This is a genomic window from Aliiroseovarius sp. PrR006, from assembly GCF_010500215.1.
Classification (GTDB): domain Bacteria; phylum Pseudomonadota; class Alphaproteobacteria; order Rhodobacterales; family Rhodobacteraceae; genus Aliiroseovarius.
The window spans coordinates 853,966-866,031 of sequence record NZ_JAAGOY010000004.1; the positions used below are offsets into that span (position 1 = coordinate 853,966).

9 protein-coding genes are annotated in these 12,066 nt (G+C 60.3%); 1 reads left to right on the plus strand and 8 read right to left on the minus strand.

Annotated features, from left to right (window positions below):
* Positions 1–9 precede the first annotated feature (9 nt).
* From murF to G0Q00_RS04245, 7 genes are all read right to left on the minus strand, one after another.
* Positions 10–1,425, minus strand: coding sequence for a UDP-N-acetylmuramoyl-tripeptide--D-alanyl-D-alanine ligase (murF, locus tag G0Q00_RS04215; protein ID WP_163036680.1), 1,416 nt, complete (start codon positions 1,423–1,425; stop codon positions 10–12).
* Entirely contained in the window at positions 1,422–2,900 is a 1,479-nt protein-coding gene (locus tag G0Q00_RS04220) for a UDP-N-acetylmuramoyl-L-alanyl-D-glutamate--2,6-diaminopimelate ligase (protein WP_163036682.1), read from the minus strand. The genes murF and G0Q00_RS04220 overlap by 4 nt, the downstream gene beginning before the upstream one ends.
* A gap of 28 nt (positions 2,901–2,928) precedes the next feature.
* Entirely contained in the window at positions 2,929–4,734 is a 1,806-nt protein-coding gene (locus tag G0Q00_RS04225; protein ID WP_163036684.1) for a penicillin-binding protein 2, read from the minus strand.
* Positions 4,734–5,075: a cell division protein FtsL gene (locus G0Q00_RS04230; RefSeq protein ID WP_163036686.1), complete on the minus strand. Its 342-nt coding sequence runs from the start codon at positions 5,073–5,075 to the stop codon at positions 4,734–4,736. The genes G0Q00_RS04225 and G0Q00_RS04230 overlap by 1 nt, the downstream gene beginning before the upstream one ends.
* On the minus strand, positions 5,075–6,085 hold the full coding sequence (gene rsmH / locus G0Q00_RS04235) for a 16S rRNA (cytosine(1402)-N(4))-methyltransferase RsmH (RefSeq protein ID WP_163036688.1): 1,011 nt from the start codon (positions 6,083–6,085) through the stop codon (positions 5,075–5,077). The genes G0Q00_RS04230 and rsmH overlap by 1 nt, the downstream gene beginning before the upstream one ends.
* 1 nt (position 6,086) lies before the next feature.
* Entirely contained in the window at positions 6,087–6,590 is a 504-nt protein-coding gene (mraZ, locus tag G0Q00_RS04240; RefSeq protein ID WP_163036690.1) for a division/cell wall cluster transcriptional repressor MraZ, read from the minus strand.
* A 682-nt stretch (positions 6,591–7,272) separates the two neighbouring features.
* Positions 7,273–8,346 (minus strand): Mrp/NBP35 family ATP-binding protein, encoded by a 1,074-nt coding sequence (locus tag G0Q00_RS04245; protein WP_163036692.1) that lies wholly within the window; start codon positions 8,344–8,346, stop codon positions 7,273–7,275.
* A 450-nt stretch (positions 8,347–8,796) separates the two neighbouring features.
* On the opposite strand from G0Q00_RS04245, the gene G0Q00_RS04250 reads away from it, so the two are divergent.
* On the plus strand, positions 8,797–9,012 hold the full coding sequence (locus G0Q00_RS04250) for a DUF1127 domain-containing protein (RefSeq protein ID WP_163036694.1): 216 nt from the start codon (positions 8,797–8,799) through the stop codon (positions 9,010–9,012).
* A gap of 347 nt (positions 9,013–9,359) precedes the next feature.
* Here the strand turns inward: G0Q00_RS04250 and G0Q00_RS04255 are convergent, their stop codons facing one another.
* Positions 9,360–11,714 (minus strand): ATP-dependent helicase, encoded by a 2,355-nt coding sequence (locus tag G0Q00_RS04255; protein ID WP_163038296.1) that lies wholly within the window; start codon positions 11,712–11,714, stop codon positions 9,360–9,362.
* Between the last annotated feature and the right edge of the window lie 352 nt (positions 11,715–12,066).

Here is a 12,066-nt window from a genome sequence, read left to right on the forward strand (position 1 = left end):
TCTTGCTTGTTAGCCTTGCGATTGGCTCATTTTGCGGATCGCGTCAACAGCTTTGGAGACCAGCGACCCTTTCGATCCCTTGACCAGCACCACATCGCCTGCGTCGATCAGAGTGTGGACCTGCGCGGCCATTTCATCGGCGGTTTCGGTATAGATCCCCTGCTTGCCGCCCGGCAGACGCTCCCACAGAGATTTCATCAGCAGGCCTGAGCAATGGACCACGTCGATCTCGGCCACGAAGGGCAGATCGGCGATCTGGGCATGCAGAGCAGCCTCGTCCGGTCCCAGTTCCAGCATGTCGCCCAGAATGGCCATCCGGCGCCCCTTGTGGATCGCGCCGACACCATCGACAGGTTGGGCAGCCGCCAGAACTTCAAGCGAGGCTGCCATCGAGGTCGGGTTGGCGTTGAACGCGTCATCGATCAGCGTCAGGGTCAGCCCTTCAGGCGCGTCCAACAGAATATCCTCATGGGTGCCGCGCCCAGACGGGGGCAGCCAATGGCTGATGTCGCGGGCGGCCAAGGTAACATCCCCGCCGAGCGCGCGGGTGGCGACCAGAACCGCCAGCGCGTTCATTGCAAAATGCCGCCCAACACTTGCAATTTTCAACAAATGCTCCTGCCCGGCCACGTTGGCTTTGCAGATCGTGGCATCGGGGCTGAGGACGACGTGGACCAAATGGTGATCGTCACTGCGTTGGGCACTGAAGCTTTGGGTTTCGAACCCTTTGGCGGCGTCGCGCAGGATCTGCGTATTGTCCAGATCGGCGTTGACGATGGCAATGCCATCCGGCTCCAACCCTCTGAAGATGGACCCTTTTTCGCGCGCAATGCCGTCCAGATCGTCGAAGGCCTCAAGATGCGCGGGGGCGACGGTGGTCACCAGCGCCACGTGCGGGCGCGCCATCCGGGCTAAGGGCTCGATCTCGCCGGGGTTGCTCATGCCGATCTCGATCACAGCGAATTCGGCATCGGCGGGCATCCGCGCCAAGGTCAGGGGCACACCCCAATGGTTGTTATAGCTCGCCTCGGCTGCATGGGTTTTGCCCTGTCGTTCCAACACGGTGCGCAGCATCTCCTTGGTCGAAGTCTTACCGACCGAGCCAGTCACCGCGACTACCTGTGCCTTAGCGCGCGCGCGGGCCGCGCGGCCCAGATCTTCGAGCGCGGACAGAACGTCATCCACGATCAAGAGCGGCGCATCCTCGGCCACGCCGTCCGGAATATGACTGACCAAAGCCGCTCCCGCACCTTTTTCCAGCGCCTGCGCCACGAAGTCATGCCCATCACGGGCTGCTTTCAGCGCCACGAACATATCGCCAGCCTCGATCGTGCGGGTGTCTATGGACACACCGGACGCGGTCCAATCGCCGCGTGCGTCGCCACCTGTGGCCTTTGCCGCCTCTTTCGCTGTCCAAAGGCTCATGCCAACCGTCCTTCCAAAGCTGCCACCGCGACCGAGGCCTGTTCCACATCATCAAAGGGCAGCACATCATTACCAACGGTCTGGCCGGTTTCGTGCCCTTTGCCCGCAATCAACAGTGTGTCGCCCGGCCCAAGAGCGTCGACACCGCGCAGGATGGCTTCGGCGCGGTCGCCAACATTAACGGCCTCAGGGCAGCCTTCCATCACCATAGCGCGGATCAGGGCTGGGTCTTCGGTGCGTGGGTTGTCGTCGGTGACAAAGACCACATCCGCGTTCCCCGCCGCCGCCTGCCCCATCAGAATACGTTTCGAGGTATCGCGGTCACCGCCAGCACCAAATACGACCACCAGACGCCCCAACACATGCGGGCGCATAGCACGCAGCGCGGTTTTCAGCGCATCAGGCGTGTGCGCATAGTCCACAAACACGGCGGCCCCATTTTCACGGGTCGCGGCGTGTTGCATCCGACCGCGCACGGTTTCCAGATCTTTGAACGTCTCGAAAACATGTTCCGGTTCCGCGCCACAGCCGATTGCCAGCCCTGCGGCAGCCAAGACATTCTCTGCCTGAAAGCCGCCGATCAGGTTCAGCCGCGCGGTGTAGGGCTTGCCCAACCAGGTAAACATCAGCTCCTGCCCCGTGGCGTCATAGCGGCGCGCCTTGAGTTGCAGTTCACACCCCTCGGCTTGCCCCACGCGGATCAGCTTCTGGCCACGTGCCTCGGCGATGGTCGCCATCTCGGCGCCCTTCGGGTCGTCCATGTTGATCACGGCGGTGCCATCTTCGGGCAGCACACGCGCGAAGAGACCCGCTTTGGCCGCGAAGTATTCGTCGAAGGTTTCGTGATAATCCAAATGGTCTTGCGTGAAGTTGGTGAAGGCAGCGGCGGACAGGCGCACCCCGTCCAGACGGCGCTGCGCAAGGCCATGGCTGGACGCCTCCATCGCGGCGTGGGTCACGCCTGCACCGGCCATGTCGGCCAGTGTTTTGTGCAATGTGATGGGTTCAGGCGTGGTGTGCGACAAAGGGGCGGTGAACGCGCCTTCCACTCCGGTTGTACCCAGATTGGCGGCCTTGATGCCCAGAAGGGTCCAGATCTGGCGCGTGAAGCTTGCAACCGAGGTCTTTCCGTTCGTCCCCGTCGCTGCAACCATATGCTCGGGCTGCGTGCCGAACCAAAGCGCGGCGGCATAGGCGAGCGCCATACGCGGGTCTTCGGTCACAACAAGGGCGGCGTCCGACGCGGCCAGCTCGGCCTCGGCAATATTGGCACCTTCGGGATCGGTCAGGATGGCTGCTGCGCCCATGCGCAACGCGTATTGGATGAACTCGCCACCGTGCATCTTGGCCCCCGGAAGAGCTGCAAACAAATGGCCCGGTTTGACCAGACGGCTGTCCACCGACAGCCCCGTCACCTGCGCATCACGCCCGGCCCGGGCGCTGAGCCCCAGTTCACCCAGGGATTTCGTTACCATCTCAGCACCCATCTGTTTGCCATCCGCTTTAGTTCGACGTGAGTGTTACCCCAGTTGCGGTCAAAGGTTCAACGTGGGTTTCGCGCGGTTTCATGCCCAAAAGGGGCGCCACACGTTCGATGATCGTGGCCGCGACCGGAACCGCCGTCCAGCCAGCAGTGCGGCGCGGCTTGGTGCCCGAGGTCTCGACCGGTTCGTCCAGCGTCACAATCAGCACGTATTTCGGATTGTCGACTGGGAACATGCTGGCAAAGGTGTTGATCACCTTGTCTTCGTAATACCCGCCACGCGGCTTAGGCTTGTCCGCCGTGCCGGTCTTTCCGCCGACCAGATAGCCCTGAACCTCACCAAAGCTGGCGGTGCCTTCCGTCACAACCTTGCGCAGCATATCGCGCGCTGCCGTAGCACTTTCCGCGCTCATCACGCGCGGGCCGCGGTCCACATGATGTTGTTTCAACACGGTAGGCGTCACCGCATAGCCACCATTGGCAATCGCTGCATAGGACGCCGCCAAGTGCATCGGCGTGTTGGAAATACCGTGACCATAGGAAATCGTGACCGCGCTGAGCTTGCCCCATTTTTGTGGCAAAAGCGGGGTCGACCCCGAGGCCTCGACAATCTCGAACGGGGTGCGATCGAGCAGGCCCAGTGTTTTCAGGAACTCCTGCTGACGTTCTGGACCGATCTGCAGCGCCATGCGGCCCGTGCCGCGGTTCGAGCTTTTGACGATGATGTCCGATACTGACAGCTCGCCATAATTCTTGTTGCGAAACTCGCCGATGCTGAAGCCCGAGATCTTCATCGGCTGTCCCGTGTCGATCACAGTGTTCGGGTTCACCAGCCCCAGATCCATCGCCTGAATGGCGGTGAAAATCTTGAAGGTCGAGCCAAGTTCATAGACGCCCTGCACCGCGCGGTTAAAGAGCGGGCTGTCAGATTGATCCATCCCTTTGTCCGCCACGGTCAAGGGACGTGGACGGTTGTTCGGGTCGAAATCCGGCAGCGACGCGACCGAGATCACCTCGCCCGTGTGCACATCCATCAAGATCGCTGCGGCACCCTTGGCATTCATCATCTTCATGCCGCCATAGAGAACACGTTCGACCGCGTCCTGAATGGTCAGGTCGATGGACAGCTCAAGCGGTGCGCCGCCATTGGCAGGATCGCGCAGGAACTCGTCGAATTGCTTTTCGACACCGGCAACGCCAATCACTTCAGCCGCAGAAACGCCTTCGCGCCCAAAGCTTGCCCCGCCCAGCACGTGGGCTGCCAGCTTGCCGTTCGGATACAGGCGCATCTCGCGCGGGCCAAACAGAAGGCCCGGCTCGCCAATGTCGAACACGGCCTGTTTCTGCTCAGGGCTAATTTTCTTCTTGATCCACAGGAACTTACGCGACCCGGTGAAATCCTTGATCAGGCGCTCGTGCTCCAGATCCGGGAAGATACGCACCAGCTCTGTCGCGGCGCGTTTCGGGTCGACCATCTGATGCGGCTGCGCATAAAGCGCGTGGGTCACAAGATTGGTCGCCAGAATTCGACCCTGACGGTCCAAAATGTCAGCGCGCGCGGTTGCGATGGACGCGCCCGGCGCTTGCGCGCGCGGCTCTTGCGCTTCAGACGCGGACAGGGTTGCCATGCGCACCCCGACCATCGCAAAGGCACACAGGAAAAACCCAGCAAGCACCAAAAGCCGCCCTTCCGAGCGCAGACGCGATTCATTGCGGATCTGGTCATGCCGCTGGCGCAGGTTTTCTCGTTCGATGGTATCGGGGTTTTCACCCTTGGCGCGCGCTTCAAGAATGCGGGCAAGCGGACGAAGGGGGACGCGGGTCATTATTCGATCGCTCCCATTACTTCGACGGCGCCGGTAAATTCGGGTAGCCCATCATCTTCAGCAAAAGCGATCTGATCGACGCGGCCGAATTGGCCCGGCTCCAGCACGTTCAGCTCCAGCTTGTCATAGTTCAGCTGCGCCAGATCCCGCAGACGGTCGGGACGGTTCAGATAGGCCCATTCGGCACGCAGAACGGCCAGTTCCTCCTGCATGCGTCCAATCTCGCTTTGCAATTCCTGCGCGTGATCCAGTGAGGCTTGCGTTTTGTAGTTTTCCGAATAGGCCCAATAGGCCAGACCCATCACGGCAAGAGCGGAAAGGATATACAGCAAACTACGCATTACGCTCTGTCCTTAAATACCAGCGGCGGCAACCCAAGCTTCTTGCGATCCGAAGGGCCAGCGGGGGCATCCGTGCGGGTGGCCACCCTCAAACGGGCCGAACGGGCACGCGGATTTTCTTGCAATTCTTCCTTGTCCGGGCCGATGGCTTTGCGCGGGGTCAGCTTGAAGCGCGGAGTCTCTTCTGCAGCTTCCGGTGCATAGCGCGACCCGCCCCCGCCCGAGGACGCACGCGCCTGCAGGAACCGCTTTACCACGCGGTCTTCCATGGAATGGAAGGTCACGACAGCGAGTTTACCACCAGGCTTTAACGCCCGCTCCGCTGCCTCAAGCCCCTCAATCAATTGACCAAATTCATCATTCACCGCGATGCGGATCGCCTGAAAACTGCGCGTCGCAGGGTGACTTTGACCCGGCTTCGATCGCGGCAGGTTCTTCTCGATCACCTCGGCCAATTGTAAGGTCGTCTCAAACGGTGTCTCGGCCCGCGCCTTCACAATCGCGCGTGCAATCCGGCGCGAGGCACGTTCTTCACCGTAGTGATACAGTATGTCCGCCAGCGCATCAGCATCCGCTTCGTTCACCAGATCAGCGGCCGAAGGACCAGATTGGCTCATCCGCATGTCAAGCGGGCCATCTTTCATGAAGGAAAAGCCACGCTCAGCCAGGTCCAGCTGCATCGAGCTGACACCCAGATCCAGCACAACCCCATCGAGAAGCTTGCCAGCCAGCGTGTCCATCTCGGAAAACGTGCCTTCACGCAACGCCAGCCGGTCGCCATAATCGCCCGCCCAGCTTGCGGCCATCTCGAACACCATCGGATCTCGGTCGATCCCGCAGACCCAATCGGCCCCGGCATCGAGCAATCCGCGTGTATAGCCGCCCGCACCGAACGTCCCGTCTGCCCAGTCGCCGGAAACAGGCGCGACCGCCTCCAGAAGCGGCCGTAGCAAAACAGGAATATGGGGACGCTTGTCAGGTGAGTTGTTTGGGGCAGCCGGATCTGACATTTTAGCCTTCCCCCTGCCCGCCCAACAGGGACAGCACATCAAAATCATCCGGCTGTTCGTCCAGCCATTCTTCGGTTTTGGCGACCTCGACCTCTTCATAGGTCTCGGGCTTCCAGATCTGGAACGTGTCGCCGGTGGCGATAAAGAACGCCTCTTTGTCCAACCCGATCTTCTGACGCAGCTTCGCGGGCAGCACCAAACGGCCAGTTTCATCCACGGTTGTGGGGAAGGATTGCCCGTTGAACAAACGCTCCAGCATCCGACGCTCCATCGAGCCCCGCTGCATCTGTGCGATCTGGTCGTCCACCTCGTCGATAGCCTCGATCGTGTAAGCTTCCAGATAGTTGCGGCGGTGGTCGCCATATACAATGACAAGATTGGGGTTCAGACCGTCGGTCCAATCAGGGTCGCCCGCTTCCAGCACACGGCGAAACAGGGCCGGGATCGAAACCCTGCCCTTCGCGTCCACCTTATGGTGGCTTTCACCTCTGAACCTGCGTGCCACTTGCGCGGCCCCCTTTAATCAACTGTCCCGCCAACCCTGATTGGGGCTGGAATAAAAACGGCGAATTGATCTGCTGCCACTGACCAATCCGCCGCCTGTCCCGTTTCCGGGGGTGCCCAGCTGCGCGCGCCACCTGGGGGGATGTCTGCTCGCGTACGCGCCGGATCTCTTTCGTATGATGAAGCGGGGGCCTGTATGAAACCTGACTTGGGAGTGTCTAGCGGGGTCTTGTTGCCCCTTTCTGTCCCGTCCTCATCTTGAATACATGGATAACTTGGGAATTCATGGGAAGCAATAGTTTTTTGCGGGACCGAACATGGAGCAACGGTAGAAAAATCGCGCAGATTCAAGTGCAAATGCAGAATACCTAGCGAAATTTTGCGGAATGTAGGCCAACTTACAAAATCACCCACAAGATATAGTGCTGCCACCGCAGAATCATTTTTCCCATAAAATCCAAAATTTTTTACTTTTTTACGAGAGTGGTGCGCTCAGGCCGCAGTTATAGCCGCGCTCAACGCGAAAATCCATAGGCGGACAGCCTGATTTTTCCCACATCCATGGCTCGGCCCATGATTTCCCAGCCGGCCCACCCATGAATTCCCAAAGGAGGCCTCTCACCAGCGAAAACGCCCGGCGCATTCTCTGCACCGGGCGTTCATGTCATTGCATTTCCAAGATCTCAGGCGATCCCGCGCGCCACCATGTCTTGAGCCAGCTTGGCATAGGCATCGGCCACCGCCCCCTCGCCCGCAGCAATCGGCGTACCGCCGTCGCCCGCAAGGCGCACATCCAAGGACAGCGGGATTTCCCCAAGGAAGGGCGCACCAATCGCCGCGGCCTCGTCCTTTACGCCGCCATGACCGAACAGATGCGCCTCGTGGCCGCAATCAGGGCAAACATATGAGGACATGTTTTCAACGAGCCCCAAAATCGGAACCTTCACCTTATCAAACATGTCGATGGCTTTGCGCGCATCCAGAAGCGCCACGTCCTGCGGGGTCGAGACCACGACCGCTCCGCTGATCTGTGCCTTTTGCGCCAGCGTCAGTTGCACGTCACCAGTTCCGGGCGGCAGATCGATTAGCAGCACGTCAAGCGGCCCCCACGAGACTTGGAACAGCATCTGTTGCAACGCGCCCATCAGCATGGGCCCACGCCAGACAACGGCCTCGCGATCCGATTTCAGCATCAGGCCAATCGACATCATCTTGACCCCGTGCGCCATGACCGGTGTCAACATGTCGCCGTCGGGGGATCCGGGCCGCTCGCTTGTGCCCATCATGCGCGGCTGTGACGGGCCGAGGATATCGGCATCCAGAAGCCCCACCTTGCGCCCTTGCTTGGCCAGCGCCACTGCAAGGTTAGAGCTGAGCGTGGATTTCCCGACCCCCCCCTTGCCCGAGGCAATCGCAACAATCGACTTCACGCCCGGCACTTGCATCGGACCCGCCTGCGGCTTGGGGTGGCCACCAATCTTCAAATTCGGTGCAGGCTTTGCGGGGGCAGCACCGTGGGCCGTCAAAATGACAGACACGCTCTCGATCCCCGGCAGATCGGCCACGGCGGCCTCGGCCGCACGGCGTTGTGGCTCTAGTCCTGCGGCCTGCTTGGGCGACTGCGCTTCGATTACGAACCGCACCACCGCCCCATCGACTGTCAGAGCGCGCACCATGTCGCGCGATACAAGATCGCCACCATCCGGCAACGCCACTGCCGACAGCGCGCCCATAATCCTGTCTTTTACATCCGCCATTGAAGCCTCCTTGATCCTGACCTCTTTACTTGGCGAATTTCTACGGGCGCGCAAGGGGCTAATCAGTTGGTCAGATCACGCCCCGAAGAATCATTCGCGCGCCTTCAGCGGCCCTGTCCGCTCATCACACCCCACATTAAGTAGTGCCGAAATTCACCGCAGGAACTTTAAGACGAAAACTTACCCCACGGCACTTAACACACCAATCTTTCTGCTGTGCAGCAATTAAGGGCGACGCACAGCCTGATTGCGCCTAAATGCCTATTTTATTGGCCATTTTACCTATGCGCCAGACGCATGCCGGGTTTGTTTTTCCAAGGTATTGTGCATTCGCAGCATTACCCCCATGTTTGCTTCACAGCGACACCGTTGTCGCTAACAAGAAGAGTTTGGCCCAACGATACGGGCACCCAACCCGCAGAGATCTGCGAACAAAAGTGAGTACGTGCAATGGCACACGCATCTGAAATCATTCTGGCTCATGCCAGCCTAGCTGATCGGTTCGTCGCCTTGATCGCAGGCTGGAAAGACGACTTCGCTACGCGTCAAGCCTATCGCCAGACCGTGAAAGAGCTGAGCAGCCTGAGCGATCGCGAGCTGAAAGATCTGGGCATCAACCGAAGCTCGATCCGCCTGATTGCACGCATGGCCGTTTACGGCAACTAAGTTTCTGTTCCCCGCCTTCCTCCTCCCTGGCGGTGAACTGAATGGCGGCGAGGTCTCTCCTCCTCCCTGATCTCGCCGCCCAAAATCTTCGGACTGTCACCCTCCTCCCAGACAGTCCTCGGGTCGCGGTGATGTCTTCCTCCTCCCTGACATCACCGCACCCCCAAATTTCGGGGCGTTCCACCCTCCTCCCAGGAACAACCCGATTTGACGTGGGTCACCTCCTCCCGACCCAGGTCACAGCGCCGGACCTCTCTCCTCCTCCCAGAGGTCCGACCAAATAGGAAACGGCGTCGCTCTCCTCCTCCCGAGCGGCGCCGTTTTTCTTTTCGGAATGTCTGATGTGTTTAGAAGGGAACGTCGCCTGCTTGCGCGGCTGGGACGATGAACTTGGACACGACTTTCTTGGCCCCGGCCTTGTCGAATTCAATGTCCAACTTGTCGCCCTCGATCCCCATCACGGTGCCATAGCCGAACTTGGTGTGGAACACGCGGTCGCCTTGGGTGAAGGACGAGACAGCGGTCGCGTCGATCACAAGGCCCTTCGCTTCGTTCTGGGCGGGTTTCGCGCGCAGATTACCCTGCGCCTGCATCCGCTTCCAACCGGGCGAATTATAAGCGTCCGCGCGGCTGGCCTTGTCTTCCAGCGGAGATTGCCCACCGAAATCTCCTGACATGCCGCCATAGCCACCGCCATAGAGACCCGGTGCCGTCAGAACTTCCACGTGGTCCTCGGGCAGCTCATCGACAAAGCGTGAGGGCAGCTGCGACTGCCACTGGCCGTAAACGCGGCGGTTGGCGGCGAAAGAGATCGTGCAGACCTCCTCGGCCCGCGTAATGCCCACATAGGCCAGCCGCCGTTCTTCCTCGAGCCCCTTCAGTCCGCTTTCATCCATCGAGCGCTGAGACGGGAACAGCCCGTCTTCCCAGCCCGGCAGGAACACGGCGGGATACTCCAACCCTTTGGCACCGTGCAGGGTCATGATCGTGACCTTCTCTTCCGCATCGTCCGTGTCATTGTCCATGATCAGGCTGACATGTTCGAGGAATCCTTGAAGGTTTTCAAAGCTTTCCAGCGCCTTCACCAGTTCCTTGAGGTTCTCTAGCCGCCCCGGCGCTTCGGGCGTCTTGTCGTTCAGCCACATCGTTGTGTAGCCGGATTCCTCAAGGATCATCTCGGCCAATTCGATATGGGTGTCTTCCTCGGCGCGCAGTTGGTTGAACCAACGGTCGAGGTTCCCAACCAGCTCGGCCAGCCCCTTGCCGCCTTTGCCCTTGATCGCCCCGCTTTCCACCGCAATCCGCGCGCCTTCGACCAGCGAGACGCCGTTGGTGCGGGCGAGCATCTGGATGGTCTGGACAGCTTTGTCGCCCAAGCCACGGCGCGGCGTGTTGACGATGCGTTCAAATGCCAGATCGTCATCTTGGCTGACGGCGAGCCGGAAATAGGCCATCGCATCGCGGATTTCGAGCCGTTCATAGAAGCGCGGACCGCCAATGACGCGATAGGGCAAGCCTATGGTCAGGAAGCGGTCTTCGAAGGCGCGCATTTGGTGCGACGCGCGAACAAGGATTGCCATGTCATCCAGCGACATCCCCGCCCTGCCCCGTGTACCCGATTGCATCGCCTCGATTTCTTCACCGACCCAGCGCGCTTCCTCGTCGCCGTCCCAGTGACCGATCAGGCGCACCTTCTCGCCGCCTTCGGCCTCGGTCCACAGCTCTTTGCCCAGACGATCCGCGTTGCCCGCGATCACGCCGGACGCGGCCGCCAGAATATGCGCGGTCGAGCGATAGTTCTGCTCCAGCCGCACCACCTTCGCGCCGGGAAAATCCTTTTCAAACCGCAGGATATTGCCGACCTCGGCCCCGCGCCAGCCATAGATCGACTGGTCGTCATCGCCCACGCAGCAGATGTTTTTATGCCCCGCAGCGAGCAGGCGCAGCCAGAGGTATTGGGCGACGTTCGTATCTTGGTACTCGTCCACGAGGATGTATTTGAACCAGCTTTGATACTTGGCCAGAATGTCGTCGTGCCGCTGGAAAATCGTGACCATGTGCAGCAGCAGATCACCGAAATCACAGGCATTCAGCGTCTTCAGACGTTCCTGATATTGGGCATAGAGTTCTGGCCCGCGGCCATTAAACGCCTGCGCCTCGGACGTGGGCAGCGTTTCCGGTGTCCACGCCCGGTTTTTCCAATTGTCGATCACGCCCGACAACAGCCGCGCGGGCCAGCGTTTTTCGTCAATATTGTTGGCCACGATCAGCTGTTTCAGCAGCCGGATCTGGTCGTCCGTATCCAGAATGGTGAAGTTGGTTTTCAGCCCCACAAGCTCGGCGTGCCGGCGCAACAGCTTCACGCAGATCGAGTGGAAGGTGCCCATCCACGGCATGCCCTCTACCGTCTGCCCCAGCAGCCCCGCGACCCGTTCCTTCATCTCGCGCGCAGCCTTGTTGGTAAAGGTCACGGCCAAGATTTCATTGGTTCGCGCGGACCCGGTGGTCAGCAGATGCGCGATGCGGGTGGTCAAGGCTTTGGTCTTGCCCGTCCCCGCGCCAGCCAGCATCAAAACAGGGCCGTGTAGAGTCTCGACCGCCTCGCGTTGGGCGGGGTTCAAGCCGTCCATGTAGGGTGCTGAGCGAGCCCCCAAAGCCGCACCCATCGCACGCTGTGACAGCGGTACGTTTGGCGTGCTCATCCCGTCATCGGAATCATCAATCAGGTCGTCATCAAGATCACCGGCACCTTGGCCGGCCCCACCCGCACCCGATCGCCCCACAGCGCCCACGCGCGCTCCCCCTCCTTGCACGCGCCGAGGCTTTTCGGCCCCCGCCCAGTCTTCGGTAGATTTATCAAAAAGTTTGTCGTCGTCGGTGCTGCTCATCTGCTCTTCTTAGCAACGCCATCGCCACAGGGGAAGAGCATGTTCCACATCTGTTCCATCCGCCCCCTAAAAACGCCCACAACTTTCCGCCCCCTACGGGGGCGTGACGAAATGCGCCCCTATATAAGAAGAGTGCCCATTGACAAGCTGCCCCTTCCCGACCCAT